The organism is Agreia sp. Leaf283 (assembly GCF_001422485.1).
Taxonomy (GTDB): Bacteria; Actinomycetota; Actinomycetes; order Actinomycetales; family Microbacteriaceae; genus Agreia.
In genome coordinates this window covers 404288-422857 of the sequence record NZ_LMNF01000002.1, presented here as the reverse complement: position 1 = coordinate 422857, position 18570 = coordinate 404288, and the positions used below count along the sequence as shown (strand labels likewise).

Here is an 18570-nt window from a genome sequence, read left to right as displayed (position 1 = left end):
CTGATATTCACATGACGAATGCCTCGACGACCGCGCCTACGACCGCCGCGGAGAGACTGGCCGCGCAGACCTCCGCAGAGACGGCAGCGAGCCCCTCGACGGCCACCCGCTTCCGCACCGAGACCGACTCGCTCGGAAGCGTCGACATTCCGTTCGATGCCTTCTGGGGCGTGCACACGGCCAGGGCACTCGAGAACTTCCCCATCAGCCGTCGTCCCATCTCCGTCTACCCTGACCTGATCGACGCGCTCGTGATCGTGAAGCAGGCGGCGGCGAGGGCGAACGTCGAGATCGGTGTGCTGACGGCCGAGAAGGGCGCGATGATCGACTCGGCGTGCGAGGCGATCCGCCGGGGGGAGTACCACGACCAGTTCGTCGTGGGCGTCATCCAGGGCGGCGCGGGCACCTCGACCAACATGAACACGAACGAGGTCATCGCCAACGTGGCCCTGCAGCTGGCCGGCGAAGAGAAGGGGCGCTACGACCTGCTGCACCCCCTCGACGACGTGAACCGCAGCCAGAGCACGAACGACACCTACCCCACCGCTGTCAAGCTCGCACTCGTCTTCTCCCTGCAGCGGCTGCTCGTCGAGCATGCGCTGATGCGCGACTCGTTCGGCGCCAAGGGCAAGGAGTTCGCGGGCATCCTGAAGGTGGGTCGCACCCAGTTGCAGGACGCCGTGCCGATGACGCTCGGCCAGGAGTTCCACGGGTTCGCCACCACCCTGACCGAAGACCTCGAGCGCATGGAGGAGACCGTTCCACTGCTGTGGGAGATCAACCTCGGCGCCACGGCGATCGGCACCGGAATCACCGCCGACCCCCGCTACGTCGAGTCCGTACGCGCCCACTTGAGCGCGCTCACCGGCTACGAGCACATCACCGCCGTCGACCTCATCGAGGCCACCAGCGATGCGGGCGTGTTCATGCAGCTCTCCGGCATCCTCAAGCGCAGCGCGATCAAGCTCTCGAAGATCTGCAACGATCTGCGGCTGCTCTCCAGCGGCCCGCAGGCCGGCTTCGGCGAGATCAACCTTCCCCCCAGGCAGGCAGGGTCGAGCATCATGCCGGGCAAGGTGAACCCGGTGATCCCCGAGGTCGTGAACCAGATCGCCTTCTCTGTCGCGGGCGCCGACCTCACCGTGACCATGGCGGCCGAGGGCGGCCAGCTGCAGCTGAACGCGTTCGAGCCCGTCATCGCCCACTCCCTGCTGCAGAGCCTCGCGTGGATGAGGCAGGGATGCCGCACACTGCGCATCAACTGCATCGACGGCATCACGGCCAACCACGAGAGACTCGACGCCATGGTCGCGTCGAGCGTAGGCGTCGTCACCGCCCTCACTCCATACATCGGATACGCCGCCGCCTCGTCGCTGGCGCACGCGGCCCTGCTCACGAAGCGCAACATCGCCGACCTCGTGGTCGAGGCGGGCCTCATGGATCGGGAGCGCGTGCTGAAGCTGCTCTCGCCGGCCCGGCTCTCCGGCCTGGAACCCGTGACCGACGTGCTGCAGGTGATCGCGCAGGCCGAGGCAGAGGCAGAGGCAGAGGCAGAGGCAGAGGCAGAGGCAGAGGCAGAGGCTTCTACTCGCCAGGACCCGTAGAACGCGCTTCCGCCTCTCGCAGCATCTGCGAGAGACGGCGCAGTTCGCGCCCGTCCGAGACATCGGCCGACCAGCGGCGGGCCAGGATGCTGTTGCGCGCGGTGTCTCGCAGCGGCACCTGGATGGTCTCCTCGGCCGGCAGCCCGGCCAACAACTGGCGCGCCCGGGTGAGCTCGGCATCCACCTCGACGCCGATCATCAGCACGACCGACGAGATGTAAAGCCAGATGAGCGCCGCGATGGGAACGCCGAGCCAGCCGTACAGCCGGTCGTAGTTCGCGAATGTCGCGAGGTAGAGGCCGAAACCGACCGCGGCCAAGGTCCAGATGGCGACGGTGAAGGTGGCCCCGACCGACAGCCAGCGCAGTCGCGGCCGATGCAGGTTGGGCGTGCCGTAGTACAGGAACCCGACAGTGAAGATGGCCACGAGCGCAAACGGAATCCATTTGAGCGCCGACCAGAGCTCTGCGACGACGCGGGGCCAGCCCAGGGAGTCCACCAGAGCTCCGGCCACGGTGGGCGTGAGCCCGACGATGACACCGATCACGAGATAGCACACGATCAGTCCCGCGGCCACGCCGAGCATCAGGATGCGGTTCTTCGTGAGCCGACGTCCTTCCTCCACCTCGTACACGTTGTTCATGGCGCGGCCGAACGCCGTGGCGAACCCTGACACGGTCCAGAGAGTGAGCACCGTTCCGATGAGCAGCGCCCAGCCGGAATTCGGCAGCAGCGACAGCTGGTCGAAGATCGCGCGGACGGCCTGCGACGTGTCCGGCTGGGAGAGGCGCCCGACCACGTCGAGGATCAGCTGGATCGTCGCATCCCCGTTGTCGAACAGGGCCAGGCCGGAGACGATGGCGAGGGCGGCCGGGAACAGCGACAGCGCGGAGAAGAAGGTGATCGAAGCGGCCGCGTCGATGTCGCGGTGGAGGATGAAGCCGTGCCAGGTGCGACGGATGGCGTAGCGGGTGGCCCTGCGATCGAGCTGCCTGCGGGTGAGGAGGGGATCACCCGCGCGCGTCATGATTCGATAGTAGAGGCGGCCCGCATCGCGCCGTGACAAGGCTTAGCATGGCCGTATGCACGTTGCCGAGACCGCGCCGCAGGGGATCCTCGATCTGCTCGAAGCAGAGTTGGGCGAGGCCGTGTCGACCGATCCAGCGCTCCTGCAGTCCGTTCGCACAGACAAGTCGGGCTGGGTCGCGCCCGGCACGCCCCTCGCGGTCGTGCGCGCACGCACTGTCGATCAGGTTCAGGCGGCCATGCGCATCGCCGCGCGGTACCGCGTTCCCGTCGTTCCCCGGGGAGCGGGCACGGGCCTTGCCGGGGGAGGCGTGGGCACCGATGGCGCGCTCGTCATCTCGACCGAGCGCATGACCGAGGTCGTCGAGGTGAACCTCGCCGATGAGCTCGCCGTCGTGCAGGCCGGCGTCATCAACCAGCACCTGAGCGATCTCGTGGCACCGCACGGCCTCGTCTTCTCGCCGGATCCCGCATCCAGGGCCATCTCGACGATCGGCGGCAACATCGCCACGAACGCCGGCGGGCTCCTGTGCGCGAAGTACGGGGTGACCAGAGAGGCGATCCTCGGTCTTCTCGTGGTGCTGCCCGACGGATCGCTTCTTCGTACCGGCCATCGCAGCGTCAAGGGCGTCACGGGTTACGACCTCACGGCCCTCTTCACCGGCTCGGAGGGCACGCTCGGCATCATCGTCGAGGCCACGGTGCGTCTTCGACCCATTCCCCCCGGCGACGTCGTGACGATCGGCGCTTTCTTCGCCGACCTGGCGGCCGCCGCCTCCGCTGCAGCGGCCATCACGGCCGCCCGCATCAGGCCGGCGGTCATGGAGCTCATGGACTCCGCCTCGCTGATCGCGATCGATGCCTACTCCGGCACGCGGCTGGCCGAGGGCGGCGCGGCGTACCTCCTCGTGCAGACGGATGCCCGTGGTGCCGCAGACGAGGCATCGGCGATCACCGAGATCCTCGCGCGGGCAGGGGCCGACGTCAGGCTCGCGCGAGATGCGGCGGAGGGCGAGGCCCTGCTCGCCGTGAGGCGGAACTTCCACCCGGCCCTGGCCTCCCGGGGCGAGGTGCTCATCGAGGACGTCTGCGTTCCCCGTTCTCGGCTCGTCGAGATGTTCGCGGCCATCGAGGACATCTCGAGGCGCCACGGCATCTCCATCCCGACCGTCGCGCACGCGGGCGACGGCAACCTGCATCCGAACTTCGTGCTTCCCGAGCGGCCGCCACGCTCGATCGGCGGCACTGCCGGCAGTGAGGTGGGAGTAGACGAGAAGTGGGTGCCCGATGCGGTGTGGGCGGCGGCCGACGAGCTCTTCCAGGCGGCCGTGGCGCTCGAGGGAACGCTGACCGGCGAGCACGGTGTGGGAGTGCTCAAGAAGCGCTGGCTCGAGAACGAGATCGGTCCGCATTCCCTCGCGCTCCAGCGCGGTATCAAAGCGGTGTTCGACCCGCAGTCGATCATGAATCCCGGCGCGGTGTTCTGACGCATCGGCCTCCCCGAATCATCGCCGTGCCGATAGGCTCGGTGGCCTGTCCCCGATGAGGAGTCCCGTGACCCAGCCTTACCAGCCCGGCTACTACGCGCAGCAGCAGGCAGCACCTGCATTCGCCCCCGCTCCCCAGCAGGCGGCGAACCCCGTCTACTCCGAGCAGGCGGTGTGGAGCGCACCCACCCCGCCGACGCAGAAGTCGACGGGGCTCGTGCTGTCGATCATCGGCATCAGCGTTCTGGGCTTCGTCTTCCTCGCCGTCCTCGTCTACATCCTCATCGGGCTCGGCCCGTTCGCTCTCTTCGTCTGCGGCCTCGTTGCGCTCATCCCGCTCGCCGTCGTCATCCTCACCATCACGTGGATCGACCGGTGGGAGCCGGAACCGCGAGGGGCCCTCTGGTTCGCCTTCCTCTGGGGCGCGGCCGCATCCGTCGCCATCGCCCTGCTCGTCGGTCTCGGCGTGCAGCTCGCCGTCTACTACGCCACGCAGGGCCAGGGCGGCGTCGGCGACTTCTTCTCCGCCGTCATCCAGGCTCCGCTGGTCGAGGAGGGCGCCAAGGGTCTCGGCGTGCTGATCCTGTTCTTCGTGCTGCGCCGCCACTTCGACGGACCGGTCGACGGCCTCGTCTACGGCGCCACGGTCGCCGCGGGCTTCGCCTTCACCGAGAACATCCTCTACTTCGGCTCGTCGCTGATCGAGTCGGGAGGCATCGGGCTCGGCTTCACGTTCTTCCTGCGCGGCATCATGTCGCCCTTCGCCCACGTGATGTTCACCGCCTGCACCGGCGTGGCCCTCGGCTTCGCATCGCAGAAGAAGGGCTGGCTCCCCGGCATCGGCTTCTTCTTCATCGGGCTCGTCCCCGCGGTTCTCCTGCACGCCCTGTGGAACGGGTCGTCGTTCATCGTCGAGGGCCTGGGCGGCTTCTTCATCGTCTACGCCCTCGTTCAGGTTCCCCTGTTCGCCCTGGCCATCGTCGCCGTCGTGTTCCTGCGCAAGCGCGAGGCCGCACTCACGCGGGTTCGACTCGACGAGTACGCGGCGGCCGGGTGGTTCACGCCCGAGGAGGTGGCGATGCTGTCGACCGGCACCGGACGGCGGCAGGCTCGCACCTGGGCGAAGGCGCAGGGTGGAGACAAGGGCACGGTCATGCGACGGTTCACGCAAGATGCGACGCGCCTCGCCTTCGCGCGCCAGCGCGTCGTCACCGGCCGTGACGGAATCGGCGGACGCCGGGACGAGGCCGACCTCCTGCAGGCCGTGTCCACCGACCGCGCCATGCTGCTGTCGACAGGGCCCCAGGCGCCGGTTCAGGGTTCGTACTCACCGCCCGCCGCCGATCCGTATTCGCCGCCGGCTGCCGACCTGTACTCCTCGCCTTCTCCGCAGCAGGGTCCGCCCGTCATCTGACCGCGGGGCGGCGTCCTCAGACCCGAGTAAACTGGTTGGCCGCTGCCAAGGAGTGTCAAAAAAGTGGTTTCAACCGAGCTCGCCCAGGAACGTCGCTATGTCGAGGGGCTGTACACCCGCCTCGACGCACTGAGGGCGGAGGCGCGCACGGCTCTCGAGAGGGTGCGGCGCGAGAGCGTGGGGGGCAACCACCAGAGCCGCTCCGAGCGCGACGCGTACGCCCGGCTCTACGAGGACCGCATCGCCCAGCTCGACGAGGTCGACGACCGGCTGGCGTTCGGACGGCTCGAGCTCGTCGATGCCGACGCCGAAACGGCCGAGGCAGCCGACGACCCCGACGACAGCTCCCCGTTCCGCTACATCGGTCGCATCGGTCTGCGCGACGAGCAGTTGAGGCCGATCCTGCTCGACTGGCGGGTGCCGCAGGCAGCCGCGTTCTACCAGGCCACCGCCGCCACGCCGCTCGGCGCCCGGGCCCGGCGCCACCTCATCACCGAGGGTCGCACCGTCACACGCATCGACGACGAGATCTTCGATGCGGAGCTGCTCGTCGAGCAGGCCGATTCGCTGCAGGGCGAGGCGGCACTTCTCGCCGCTCTCACGAGCCAGCGAACGGGCCGTATGTCCGACATCGTCGCCACCATCCAGGCCGAGCAGGACAGGATCATCCGGTCCGAGCTCGGGGGAGTGCTCGTCGTGCAGGGAGGGCCAGGCACAGGAAAGACCGCCGTGGCCCTGCACCGCGCCGCCTACCTGCTGTACTCCCACCGTGAGCGACTCGCGTCATCCGGTGTGCTGGTGGTCGGCCCGACGAGGGCCTTTCTGCAGTACATCGAGGCCGTGCTGCCGAGCCTGGGCGAGACGGGTGTCGTCGTCTCGAGCGTCGGGGGCCTCTACCCGGGCCTCGAGGCGACGCACGACGATGCCCCGGAGACCGCGCGGGTGAAGGGAGCCGCCGAGATGGCGGCACTCATCAAGCGCGCCGTGCGCTCGCGCCAGCGTGTGCCCGCCGAGGCGACCGACCTCGAGGTCAACGGCGAGCGACTCACCCTCGAACCCGGGCTCATCTCCTCGGCCATGCAGCGGGCATGGGAGAGCCGCAAGCCGCACAACGAGGCACGGGTCGTCTTCGTCAAGAGCGCGCTGAACCAGCTGAGCCGACTCCTCGCCGACCAGCTGCGCTCGCACGGCAATACGGTCGACGATGCCGACCAGGCCGTGCTCCGCGAAGACCTGCGCACGTCGCCCGATGTGGTCGTGGCGCTCAATACGGCGTGGCTGCCGCTCACGCCCGAGAAGCTTCTTCAAGACCTCTACGCCCGGCCGCAGTGGCTGGCGTCGTTGACCCCGTCGTGGAGCGATGCCCGACGCGCCCTGCTGCGTCGCGACCGCGATGCGCCGTTCACGATCTCCGACGTGCCCCTGCTCGACGAGGCGGCCGAGCTGCTCGGCGAGTACAACGCCCAGAACGCCGCCCTGAAGCGCGAGGAGAAGCTGCAGAAGAAGCGCGACATCGAGAACGCCGAGAACGCGATCCGCAACATGCAGGTCGAGGGACTCGTGCATGCGGAGGACCTGGCCGCGGGATTCGCCGAACGCAGCGTGCGTGGCACGACGGCCGAGCAGGCCGCGGCAGACAGAACCTGGACCTACGGGCACATCGTCGTCGACGAGGCGCAGGAGCTCTCGGCGATGCAGTGGCGCGTGCTCGCCCGCCGCTGCCCTCTGCGATCGTTCACCGTCGTGGGCGACATGGCCCAGGCGAGCTCGGCGGCCAGTGCCCGCAGCTGGCAGGATGCCGTGCGCCCGCTCGTCGGCGCCTCGCCCCTCGGAGAGAAGTGGCGCCTCGAGGAGCTCACCGTCAATTACCGCACGCCCGCTCAGATCGCGGCCGAGGCCGAACGGATGGCCGAGCGCAACCACCTGCCGATCACCCGCGCGACCGCCGTGCGCGAGAGCGAGTGGCCCGTCACCACGACGACGGTCGAGCTCAGCCCGGCCGGTCGCGCCGCCGATCCCGACGCCCTGGGCGACGCGGTGATCACGGTGATCGAAGACGATCGCGACATCGACTCCCGGGGCACGGTCGCGGTGATCGCGACCGAGGCGACGGTGGATGCGCTGTACCCCGCACTGTCGGAATCGTTCGGCCGCGACATCGGGCTCGGTGCACAGGGCCTCAACCGCTCGATCGCCGTGCTGACGGCGCAGGACGCGAAGGGCCTGGAGTTCGACGCGGTCGTCGTCGTGGACCCCGACGGCATCCTCGCCGAGTCGACCCGCGGGGCATCCGGCCTCTACGTCGCGATGACGAGGCCCACCCAGCGGCTGCACCTCGTGCGCCCGGTGTGACACGCGATTACCCCGTGAGAGAACGCTTTTGACCCGCGCACCCCGGGAACGGTTGGATGGTGTCATGACCGAAAACATGAACACCAAGCCCGAGATCGATTTTCCCGAGGGCCCCGCTCCGACCGAGCTCGTCATCGAGGACATCGTCGTCGGAGACGGTGCAGAAGCGACGCCCGGTGCAACCGTCGAGGTGCACTACCTCGGTGTCGAGTACGAGACCGGCGAGGAGTTCGACTCCTCGTGGGGTCGCGGCGAGACCATCAGCTTTCCGCTGAACGGCCTCATCGCCGGCTGGCAGGAGGGCATCCCGGGAATGAAGGCGGGCGGCCGTCGCAAGCTCACCATTCCGCCCCACCTGGCCTACGGCCCCGCCGGCGGTCACTTCCTCGGCGGAAAGACCCTGGTCTTCGTCATCGACCTCATCAGCGTCCCGTAACCATCCATCGTGGCCGGACTAGGCGAGCAGGGGTGCCAGTGAGCGTCCCGAGTTCGCGAGTTCGGCCACGATCCGTTCAGGGCTTTCGATGCGAGTGCGCGGCCCGGAGAAGCACAGCCCGGCCACGAGCAGCCCGCTGGAGTCCCTGATCGGCACTCCGATACATCCGAAGCCCGGAACGAATCGACCGATCTGGCTCGAGTAGCCGCGGGCGAGAGCCGCAGCGAGATCGTCGTCGATCCCGCGTCCCGCGTGTGCCGTTCGAGCGCTGGCCCGGCCGAGGCTCCTCTGCTCCGCGAGCAACAGCAGTCCGATGGCCGATGCGTCGAACTCACGCAGCACTCGCAGCTCGTCATTGAGCGGAAAATCGGGGTCGCTGTCGACGATGCTGATGCTGTCGTCGCCGTATCGCACGACGTGCACGCCCCCGCGGATCCGCTGGCGCAGCTCCGCGATCACCTCGCGGGCGGCCTGAGGTGGACGCGACGGCGCAACCGAGCCGACGAGTTCCGCCACCTTCCGACCCAGCGCGAAGCCGCGCAGGTCGGGCATGCGCACCAGGTACTCGTCCTGCACGAGCAGGTTGAGAAGCCGGTAGGTCGTCGCCCGGGGCAGACCGAGGCCCTCGGAGACCTCTCGTGCGGTGACGCCGGCGCCTGCCCTGGCGACCTCCTCCAGCACCGTCAGGGCGCTGTGGATCGCCTTCGGCTGCCGCGCCCGAAGTTCGCCGGATGCGCCGAGAGGATCAGCCACCGAGCACGTCCTCCCTCGTGGGCTCGTCGTACGCGCCCACACTGCGGCGCCGGTCGGGATACCGGACTCCGAGCAGCCCATGAGCGGCCACGGCGAGGAGCACGATCGCGACGACGATGACCACGCCGGGCCACTGTGGTGTCGCCAGTTCGGCGACGAGATAAACAGTGAGCACTATCGCGAGGGCGACCGCGGCCACCGACGCGCGTACGACCGGCCAGACGGTCGCCTCGCCGATACGCCCGAGAAAGACGGGCACGGCGGCGCACACGAGGATGTAGGCCGCGATGTACCCGCCGGCCGCCCCGACGATGAAAAAGCTCATCGCCTGCCAGGCGTCGTTGCCCACGGCGATCACGAGCACGGGAACGAGCGTCAGGATCGGCAGGGTCACGCAGATCGCGACGATCGGAGTCGAGAAGCGGCGATGCGTGCGTCCGAACGTGGAAGGGAGAAGGCCCTCCCGCCCCATGGCGAAGACGACCCGCACGAGCGCAGTGGTGGAGCTGACGGCACAGGCGAAGAACGATGCGGCGATGCTCACGTCGAGCAGCAGCCCCATCCACTCCACGCCGTAGGCGGTGGCCAGGTCGTTGACCGGCGATCCACTGTCGACGAAGTCGCGGCCCAGACCGGAGAAACCGACGAACTGCGTGTAGGACGCCACGAGATAGAGCAGGCCGGAGACGATCACGGTCCACACGATGGCCCGGGGGATCGTGGCGAAGGGCCGTCGGGCCTCGACTCCGAGCGTCGCAGAGCTCTCGAACCCGACGAAGGCCGTGATGGCGAGCACGGCTCCGATGGCGAAGTCTCCGGGAGTGGTATCGCCGAGCGAGAGCATGGACCAGTCGATTCCGGGCCCCTGCGTCGAGAGCAGTGCCACGACGAGAGCGAGGATGATGCCCACCGAGAGGGTCTCGACCAGAAGGGTGACCCTGGTCGAGATGCGGATGCCTCGGGCGAGGACCACGAACGAGAGGCCGCCCATGGCGACGATCAGGATGCACACCAGCAGCCCGGACGATTCGGCGCCGGGGACGAAATGGCCGACGAGGATGGCGAGGTAGTACCCGGCGCCCGCGAGGGAGAACATGGCGATGAAGCCGTAGCCGATGAGCAGCGTGACACCTGTGACGAATCCGGCGCCGCCGCCCAGACCCTTCGACACGAATGTGAAAAGCGAGCCCGGTGCCGACAGGCGACGGGTGAACTGGTTGACGGTCGTGGCGACGAGCAGACACAGGAGCAGGGCTGCGAACAGCGCCAGAACCGTAGCCTTGCCCGCGGCCGCGGCCACCATGAGCGGAACGGTCGTCGCCGCGGCCGACGGAGCGACGGCCGAGACCGACTGGGCCAGCACGTCGTAGAAGCCGACGCTTCTCCGTGCGAGTCCGGCCATGGGGGAGCGATCGCCGAGGCCCTCGACGGGGCGGGGATCGGCGATTGCGCGTTCGAGAGCTGTCACGGACCGACGCTAACCCGCACGCATTGCGCACACGTTCCGATCGTGTTTCGGCTTCGAGTTGCGCAAATGAGACACCTCACGCCCGGTGTCTCGTTTCGGATGCGGAGAGCTTCATCCGAGCGGAACGCGACCGCAACGAGCCCCCGCGATGCTGGATCGCGAACGAGCGAATCGTTCCATCCGAGACCACCACCATGCACGTCCTCACCCCCAGGGAGCACATCGACATGACCTCAACACGCGATCAGGCAGCGGCCGGCCTCAGCGGCCTTCCTGCCACCAGACGGAATCTCAGCGGTTCGCTGGGAGTGGGGCCCATCGTCTTCATGGTGGTCGCCGCCGCTGCTCCGCTCACCGTCATCGGCGGCGCTGCGCCGCTCGGCATCCTGCTCGGCAACGGCGTCGGTTTTCCGAGCCTCTACGCCGTCTCGGCGGTCGTCCTCGTGTTCTTCGCCGTCGGCATGGTGGCGATGACGCGCAAGGTCCCCAAGCCGGGAGCATTCTTCACGTACGTGGGCTACGGACTCGGCAAACCCGCCGGACTCGCGACGGCCTACCTCGCGCTGCTGACCTACACCACCATCCAGATCGCCGTTCACGGCTACGTCGGATACATCCTCGAGGTCACGGTGGCGGGCATCGGGGGACCGGACATCCCTTGGTTTGTCTACTCGATCGCATCCATCGCCATCGTGGGAGTGCTGGGCTATCGGCACATCGATCTCAGCTCGAAGGTCCTGGGCGTGCTGCTCGTCGCCGAGGTGGGCATCGTGCTCGTGCTCGTGGCCGCGGTCGCATTCTCGGGCGGCGCCGCAGGTCTCTCGCTCGAACCGTTCGAGCCGAACAACATCTTCTCGGGCTCGCCCGGCGTGGGACTCATGTTCGCCATCGCGGCGTTCATCGGATTCGAGGCGACCGCCATCTTCCGCGACGAGGCCAAGAACCCCGACCGCACGATTCCCCGGGCGACCTACACCGCGGTGATCGGCATCGGCATCTTCTACACGCTGGCGTCCTGGGCCATCGTGATGGCGTGGGGCCCCGACAACGTGCTCGCCGCCGCCGCCGAGGATCCGGGCGCGATGGTCATCGTCACCACCCTGAACTACCTCGGGGTGGTCGGTGAGATCATCATCAACGTGCTGCTCATCACGAGCATGTTCGCCTGCGTGCTGTCGTTCCACAACGTGATCACGCGCTACCAGCACACCATGTCGAATGCCGGGCTGCTTCCGGCCCGGGTCGGTGCGGTGCACGCCCGGCACCTGTCGCCGCATCTGTCGTCACTCGTTCAGTCGGGCACGGCGCTCGTGCTGATCATCGTGTTCGCGCTGCTCGGCCTCGACCCGGTGCTCCAGGTGTTCACGTGGTTCTCCGGCGTGGCCACACTCGCGATCGCCCTGCTCATGGCCCTCACCAGCGTCGCGGTGATCGTCTTCTTCGTCCGCACGAAGTCGGACACGCGGGTCTGGAACACCGTCATCGCCCCGGCCATCGGCTTCCTCGGCCTCATCGGCTCGGCCGTCGTGATCGCCGCGAACTTCCCGATGCTCGTGGGCGACGTGGATGGCGACGGCGCTCCGGCGTTCGGCGTCATCAGCGCCGTGCTGCTGGCCCTCATCGTCATCTTCCCGCTCATCGGGGTCGTGCAGGCGCTCGTCCTCCGAAAGCGGAGCCCGGAGACCTATGACGCGATCACCGACGCGATCGCCTGACGCCCCCCACCCCCGACGTCCGCTCACCCCCCTCAACGTCCCCGCCTCCAGAACGACACAGAAAGACGGCAACATCATGACCCTGCTCGAACCGAAGACCGACTCGACGGCTGCCTCGACCACCTCGTCACGCGGCCCGCTCGCCAGCCTCAGCACCGACGAATTCACGCGCATCCAGCAGATCGTGCTGGGCAGCGGCCTCACGACGCCCAGCACCCGGTTCGCCTACGTGGGCCTCGAGGAACCGCACAAGAACGAGGTGCTCGCATTCCAGGCCGGCGAGGGGCCGACGCCAGACCGGCGAGCCCGCGTCATGCTGCTCGACATGACCACCGGTCACTCGACCGACTCGGTGCTCTCCGTGGCCACGGGCGAGGTCCTCAGCACGACGGTGCTCGACGGAAGCACGGGCCAGCTGCCCATTCTCATCGAGGAGTTCGACGCGATCGGCCCGATCGTCGCCGCAGACCCGCGGTGGGTCGACGCCCTCGCGGCCCGAGGATGCACGGTCGAGAGCGTGATGTGCGTGCCGCTGTCGGCGGGGTCCTACGCATTCCCCGAGGAGCAGGGCCGGCGCATCGTGCGGGTCCTCGCATTCCGCCAGGACTATCCGGAGGATCACCCCTGGGCGCATCCCGTCGACGGCCTGTGCGCCTACGTCGACGTCGCGGCCCGCGCCATCACACGGCTGATCGACAGCGAGGTCATGCCCATCCCCGCCGAGGGAGGCAACTTCGACGACGCCATCCTGCAAGGGGAGCCGCTCACGACGCTGAAGCCGATCGTCATCTCCCAGCCCGAGGGACCGAGCTTCACCGTCGACGGCGAGACGGTCAGCTGGGCCAACTGGAACTTCCAGGTGGGTTTCGACTCGCGCGAGGGACTCATTCTGCGTCAGCTCAGCTACACCGATGGAGGCGAGGCGCGACCCGTGATATATCGGGCCTCCATCAGCGAGATGGTGGTTCCCTACGGCGACCCGTCGCCGGTGCGGTTCTGGCAGAACTACTTCGACACGGGCGAGTACCTCTTCGGACGGTTCACGAACTCCCTGGCCCTCGGATGCGACTGCGTGGGCGAGATCCACTACTTCGACTGCGTGCTCGCCGACGAACTGGGCAATCCGTTCACGATCGAGAACGGGATCTGCATGCACGAGGAGGACTACGGAACGCTGTGGAAGCACAGCGACATGTTCACGGGCTCGAACGAGGTGCGTCGGCAGCGCCGACTCGTCATCAGCTTCTTCACGACGGTCGGCAACTACGATTACGGCTTCTACTGGTACCTCTACCTCGACGGCACGATCGAGTGCGAAGCCAAGCTCACCGGTGTTCTCTTCACGTCGTCGTACCCCGGAGCCGGCTACCCGTATGCGAGCGAGGTCGCACCAGGGCTCGGGGCGCCCTATCACCAGCACCTCTTCAACGCCCGGCTCGACATGATGGTCGACGGCCTGGCCAACGCCGTCGACGAGGTCGAAGCCGTGCGGCTGCCGGTCAGCGATCAGAACCCGCACGGCGGCGCCTTCACCAACAGCACGACGAGGCTCACGGAGCCGTCCGACGGCAGGCTCGCCAGCTCGTCGACAGGGCGGGCCTGGCACATCGTGAACACCGAGAAGACCAACAGGCTCGGCGGACAGACGGGATACGTGCTCTATCCGGAGGAGAACCCCACGCTGATGGCCGACCCGTCGTCATCGATCGCGCAGAGGGCGGCCTTCACGACGAAGCACCTGTGGGTCACGCCCTACGACCCGAGCGAGAAGTACGCCGCGGGCGACTTCGTGCACCAGAACCCCGGCGGAGCCGGCATTCCCGCCTACACGAACACCGAGGCGTCGATCGACGGGCAGGACATCGTGCTCTGGCACACGTTCGGCCCGACGCACTTCCCTCGCCCCGAGGACTGGCCCGTGATGCCGACGGACTACGCGAAATTCACCCTGAAGCCCTATGGGTTCTTCGAGCGCAATCCCACGCTCAACGTTCCCGCCAATGAGCCTGTGCACATGTGCTCGCACGGGCACGACCAGACGGCGCACATCGAGCATTCCGGGCACGAGCATTCCGGGCACGAGCATGCTGCGCACGACCACACGGCGCACGGATGATCGAGGCGCTGCACGTCGGAGCCCTCCTCCCCGCGACGGTCGGTCTCTGCTGCACGGCGGCCTCGCCGCGGCAGCACGGCTTCTCCGCCGTCGCAGGGTGGGCTCCGGCCGGCGTGATGACCGCGGCGATGGCCGACGCAGCCCTCGGTTCGCGTCTGGTTCCGGCGGTGCTCTGGACCGTCCTGCTGGTCGCCGTCGCAGTCCTGCCCGCGGCGCAACTCCGGAGAGACCGTATGCGGGCCGGCCTGCCGGTGGCGAGACACGCGACGGCGATGGCCATCCATCGCTCTCTCGGAACCCTGCTGATGGGCGGCCTCATGCTCGTGATGGCGACCCCGGCGCTGGGGGCGGGTGCCGCGACCCCCGCGCACCATGCCGGCGGGGGCGGGGGTGTCGAGTGGATGCTCGGCGCATCGTCGATCGCGTTCGTCGCGCTGAGCGCGTGGCTGCTGGGCCGGGTTCAGCGAGCGCCCCATCCGGCGCGCATCGTGGCGCTGGAGGTGGTCTCGATGTCGCTGTCCGTCGGGACGACGGCCGTGGCGCTGCTCGTCTGAACCGAGCGCTACGGCGTGGGGGCGAGGGCGTCGTACTCGCGGAGCGACCGGTGCAGTGCGATGGCGGCGAGCGAGAAGACCACGACGACGATGCCGCCGAGAAGCGGCGGCAGCCACAGCAGCGCCGTGGCCGCCGCCAGGCCGACGTAAGCGTCTCCCAGCCTGGGCCCTCCGGTCACGACCACGGTGAACACACCCTGGATGCGACCGCGCATGATGTCGGGAACGGCGGACTGCATCATTGTCTGCCGGAAGATGGCGCTGACGTTGTCGGCCGCACCCGCACCCGCCAGGGCGATGCTCGCCAGGGCCAGCGCGGGAAGATTCGCGTCCTCGAAGGCCGACGTGATGCCCTCGATCGGGCCGTGGTCCATCACGAGGAGGACGAGGCCGAATGCGGCGATGAAGGCCCCGTAGACGGCCACGGCTCGTCCGATCGCACGCCCCTGCAGGCGCACGTGCCCCAGTCGACCCGAGAAGACCGATGAGAGCAGGGCTCCGACGGCGAAGGCGGCCGAGAGGATGCCCACGGTGATCGCGCCGCCGCCGATGAGGAGGGCGCCGACGGCCGGGAACACGACTCGCGGCATGCCGAAGGTCATCGCCACGATGTCGATGAGGAAGGACATGCGGATGTTCGGGGCGCGTTTCAAAAACGCCAGGCCCTCCCAGACGGCCGCGAAGCCGGCCCGCCGGCTGCCTCCCTCGGGAATGATGCGGGGCAGGGTGACCACGCCCGTGAATGCCGCGATGAACAGCACGACGTCGACGGTGTAGGTCCACTGGAATCCGACGGTGGCCACGAGCACGCCGGCGAGGGCCGGGCCGACGGTGACCTGCACGCCGAAGCTGATGCCTCCGAGCGCAGAGGCCGCCGGAAGCAGATCGGGCGTGAGCAGCCGCGGCACGATGGCCGAGCGTGTGGCGCCGATGACCGTGGTGGCGACGGCCGTCACGGTGGTGAGCGCGTAGAACATCCACAGCTCGTCGATGTGGTTCCAGGCCAGCAGGGCGAGCCCCACCGTGGAGCCCCATGCGAGGAACTCGGCGATGAGCACCACGGTTCGCCGGTCGAAGCTGTCGGCGAGCACCCCGCCGTACACCCCGGCGATGATCATCGGAACGAGCGCGAAGACGCCCACGAGCGAGACCGCCGTCGTCGAGCCGGTGATGTCGTAGATGTGCAGGCCGACCGCGATGATGGTCATCTGGCCACCGATTCCCGCGATCAGGCCTCCGAGCCACAGTCGGAAGAACGCCGGGCTGCGGCGGAAGGGGGCGAGGTCGACGAAGTGGGTGCGGCGGGTCTCTGCCGGCGCCGGTGAAGTGCTCACCTGTTCAGCGTACGGCCCATGATGGCCGAGATGAGCGCGTCGACCGGCTCGGCCGGTGCACCGGGGTTGCGCAGCAGCGTGAGGTCGACTTCGCCGAGAACGGGCAGGGCGAAGCGCGTGCCGACGACGACCAGATCGTCGGGAATCAGCGAGCGGGGGAACACGGCCACGCCGAGACCGGCCCGCACCGCGGCGAGCAGGCCGTTCACCTCGCGCGTGTTGCAGGTGATGCGCCACCGCCGCCCCGCCTGCTCGAGCGCTTCGATCGCGCTCGTGCGGCTGACGGTCGTTCCCTGGTACGTGATGAGCGGAACGGGAGCGCCGAGTTCGACGATCGTCTTCTCCTGTCCCACCCACACGAGCTGGTCCCGTCGCACGACGGTGCCGTCCGTGGTCTCCGGCTTCTGCTTGATGAAGATGAGATCGAGCGACCCGGCGTGCAGCTTGCGGAAAAGCGGGGCCGACTGGTCGACGGTGAGCTCGAGGTTGATCTGCGGGTAGAGCTGGCGGAAGTGCCTGAGGATGCGGGGGAGCTGGGTGATCGCGAGGTCGTCGGCGGCGCCGAACCGCAGCTTGCCCTTCATGGCGGAGCCGCTGAAGTAGTCGTCGGCCGCGCTGTGTGCCGCGAGGATCGTGCGCGCGAATCCCGCCATCGCATCCCCGTTGTCCGTCAGGGAGACGTCTCGGGTGTCGCGGGCCACGAGCAGTCGTCCGGATGCCTGTTCGAGCCGCCGGACGTGCTGGCTGACCGTGGGCTGGCTGATTCCCAGACGCTGGGCCGCCAGGGTGAAGCTCGAGGTCTCGGCGACGGCGAGGAAGGTGCGGAGCAGGGTGGGGTCGAACATGCGTCTCATTCGAAAAGGTAATGGGAGTTATAGGGTCAATTTACTCGGGGAATGATCCGGTGGGGCAATAGCGTTGAGGAATCGGATGCCCGGCATCCGCACCCATACGAAACCGCCTTTCTCATCTCGCACCTGGATTACTCGTGACACCGCCTCCTTCCGACCCGTTTCCCGTTACCGCCCCCATGCCCGTCCTGGCCTCCGCGCCACCGTGGAGAGACACGTTCTCCTCACTGAGGGTGCCGAACTTCCGCCTCTTCACCTCCGCGAACATCGTGGCCATGACCGCACTCTGGATCCAGAGGATCGCCCAGGACTGGCTCGTGCTCGAACTCTCCGGCAGCGTCGCCGCCGTCGGCATCACCGTCGCGCTGCAGTTCGCGCCGATGCTCTTCCTCGGCCTCTACGGCGGCGTCCTCGTCGACCGATACTCCAAGCGGATGCTCCTGGCGATCACCCAGAGCGTGTCGCTCCTCGCGAGTGTCGCCCTCGCCGTGCTGGCGCTGACCGGCGTCGTCGAGGTGTGGCACATCATGCTCGTCGCCCTCATCGTGGGCCTCGCGACCGTGATCGACAACCCCACCCGCCAGGTCTTCGTCAACGAACTCGTCGGTCCGAAGTACCTGCGCAACGCCATCAGCCTCAACTCCTCCGTGTTCCAGCTCGGAGCGCTGATCGGACCCGCGATCGGAGGCGTACTCCTCGTGTCGGTCGGCGCCGGCTGGTCGTTCGCGATCAACGCTCTGGCCTGCCTGGGGGTGGTCATCACCGTGCTGATGCTCAACCCGAAGACCCTGTATCCCGCACCGGTGGCGCCGCGGGCCAAGGGGCAGCTCCGCGAGGGCCTCTCCTACGTCTTCGCCAAGCCGACGATCCTCTGGACCGTCGTGATGGTCGCGTTCGTCGCCGTCTTCGCGCTGAACATGCCCGTGCTCCTCGCGGCATACGCATCCGACGTCTTCGACACGGGCCCTGGCGGATACGGCCTCTTCAACTCGCTCGTGGCCGTCGGCGCGCTCGCCGGAGCCGTCCTCTCGACGCGGCGCACGAGCATCCGGCTTCGCGCCGTGGTGATCACGGGTCTCGCTTGGGGAATTGTGCAGGCGATCGTCGCGGGCGCGCCCTCGGAGCTGGTCGTCGGCATCCTGCTCGTCTTCGTCGGATTCTGCACGCTGCAGTTCCTGACGGGCGCCAATCAGCTGATCCAGCTCTCGAGCAACGTGTCGATCCGGGGCCGAGTCATGTCGGTGTACGTGCTCGTGCTGCTGGGAGGACAGGCGCTCGGCGGCCCGCTCATGGGGTGGCTCGTCGAGAGCTACGGCCCCCAGTTCGGCATGCTCGTGTCTGGTGTCGTTCCGGCCGTCGCCGCCCTCATCGTGGGAATCGTGCTCGCCAGGAGCGGCAGGCTCACCGTGCGGCTGCGCCGTCGGCTGCCGCTCGTGGCCATCGTGCAGCATTGAGCGGCG

At 68.2% G+C, this 18570-nt stretch carries 14 protein-coding genes; 9 read left to right on the top strand and 5 right to left on the bottom strand.

Annotated features, from left to right (window positions below; genetic code table 11):
- Nucleotides 1-11: 11 nt before the first annotated feature.
- Nucleotides 12-1604 carry an aspartate ammonia-lyase gene (locus ASF51_RS10905; protein ID WP_082479740.1) on the top strand — a complete coding sequence of 531 codons (1593 nt, stop codon included), beginning with the start codon at nucleotides 12-14 and terminating at the stop codon, nucleotides 1602-1604.
- On the opposite strand, the gene ASF51_RS10900 is transcribed toward ASF51_RS10905, so the two are convergent.
- Nucleotides 1585-2631 carry a YihY/virulence factor BrkB family protein gene (locus ASF51_RS10900; RefSeq protein WP_055929216.1) on the bottom strand — a complete coding sequence of 349 codons (1047 nt, stop codon included), beginning with the start codon at nucleotides 2629-2631 and terminating at the stop codon, nucleotides 1585-1587. The genes ASF51_RS10905 and ASF51_RS10900 overlap by 20 nt on opposite strands.
- A 55-nt stretch (nucleotides 2632-2686) precedes the next feature.
- Between ASF51_RS10900 and ASF51_RS10895 the strand changes: the two genes are divergently transcribed.
- The 4 genes from ASF51_RS10895 to ASF51_RS10880 all read left to right on the top strand — a co-directional run bounded on the left by ASF51_RS10895 (nucleotide 2687) and on the right by ASF51_RS10880 (nucleotide 8319).
- On the top strand, nucleotides 2687-4117 hold the full coding sequence (locus tag ASF51_RS10895; protein WP_055929213.1) for an FAD-binding oxidoreductase: 1431 nt from the start codon (nucleotides 2687-2689) through the stop codon (nucleotides 4115-4117).
- A gap of 67 nt (nucleotides 4118-4184) precedes the next feature.
- Nucleotides 4185-5531 (top strand): PrsW family intramembrane metalloprotease, encoded by a 1347-nt coding sequence (locus ASF51_RS10890; RefSeq protein WP_162236942.1) that lies wholly within the window; start codon nucleotides 4185-4187, stop codon nucleotides 5529-5531.
- Nucleotides 5532-5594: 63 nt separating this feature from the next.
- On the top strand, nucleotides 5595-7883 hold the full coding sequence (locus ASF51_RS10885; RefSeq protein ID WP_055929210.1) for a UvrD-helicase domain-containing protein: 2289 nt from the start codon (nucleotides 5595-5597) through the stop codon (nucleotides 7881-7883).
- Nucleotides 7884-7947: 64 nt separating this feature from the next.
- A complete protein-coding gene (locus ASF51_RS10880; protein ID WP_200920223.1) occupies nucleotides 7948-8319 on the top strand; it encodes an FKBP-type peptidyl-prolyl cis-trans isomerase in 372 nt (123 codons plus the stop codon).
- An 18-nt stretch (nucleotides 8320-8337) separates the two neighbouring features.
- Here ASF51_RS10880 and ASF51_RS10875 read toward each other — a convergent pair whose 3' ends face one another.
- Nucleotides 8338-9072, bottom strand: a complete 735-nt coding sequence (locus tag ASF51_RS10875) for an IclR family transcriptional regulator (protein ID WP_055929207.1) — start codon at nucleotides 9070-9072, stop codon at nucleotides 8338-8340.
- Nucleotides 9065-10540 carry an APC family permease gene (locus ASF51_RS10870; protein WP_055929205.1) on the bottom strand — a complete coding sequence of 492 codons (1476 nt, stop codon included), beginning with the start codon at nucleotides 10538-10540 and terminating at the stop codon, nucleotides 9065-9067. Before ASF51_RS10870 ends, ASF51_RS10875 begins: the two co-directional genes overlap by 8 nt.
- Before the next feature lie 227 nt (nucleotides 10541-10767).
- Between ASF51_RS10870 and ASF51_RS10865 the strand changes: the two genes are divergently transcribed.
- The 3 genes from ASF51_RS10865 to ASF51_RS10855 all read left to right on the top strand — a co-directional run bounded on the left by ASF51_RS10865 (nucleotide 10768) and on the right by ASF51_RS10855 (nucleotide 14925).
- A complete protein-coding gene (locus ASF51_RS10865) occupies nucleotides 10768-12255 on the top strand; it encodes an APC family permease (RefSeq protein WP_055930737.1) in 1488 nt (495 codons plus the stop codon).
- 76 nt (nucleotides 12256-12331) lie between these two features.
- Complete coding sequence (locus ASF51_RS10860) at nucleotides 12332-14371, top strand: primary-amine oxidase (RefSeq protein WP_055929202.1); 2040 nt, start codon at nucleotides 12332-12334, stop codon at nucleotides 14369-14371.
- A complete protein-coding gene (locus tag ASF51_RS10855; protein ID WP_055929200.1) occupies nucleotides 14368-14925 on the top strand; it encodes a hypothetical protein in 558 nt (185 codons plus the stop codon). Before ASF51_RS10860 ends, ASF51_RS10855 begins: the two co-directional genes overlap by 4 nt.
- An 8-nt stretch (nucleotides 14926-14933) precedes the next feature.
- On the opposite strand, the gene ASF51_RS10850 is transcribed toward ASF51_RS10855, so the two are convergent.
- Nucleotides 14934-16259, bottom strand: coding sequence for an MFS transporter (locus tag ASF51_RS10850; protein WP_082479737.1), 1326 nt, complete (start codon nucleotides 16257-16259; stop codon nucleotides 14934-14936).
- Nucleotides 16256-17104: a LysR substrate-binding domain-containing protein gene (locus ASF51_RS10845; RefSeq protein WP_055929198.1), complete on the bottom strand. Its 849-nt coding sequence runs from the start codon at nucleotides 17102-17104 to the stop codon at nucleotides 16256-16258. Before ASF51_RS10845 ends, ASF51_RS10850 begins: the two co-directional genes overlap by 4 nt.
- A gap of 143 nt (nucleotides 17105-17247) precedes the next feature.
- Here ASF51_RS10845 and ASF51_RS10840 point away from each other — a divergent pair, with 143 nt between their 5' ends.
- Nucleotides 17248-18564 carry an MFS transporter gene (locus ASF51_RS10840; RefSeq protein WP_369797308.1) on the top strand — a complete coding sequence of 439 codons (1317 nt, stop codon included), beginning with the start codon at nucleotides 17248-17250 and terminating at the stop codon, nucleotides 18562-18564.
- The last annotated feature ends 6 nt before the right edge of the window (nucleotides 18565-18570 follow it).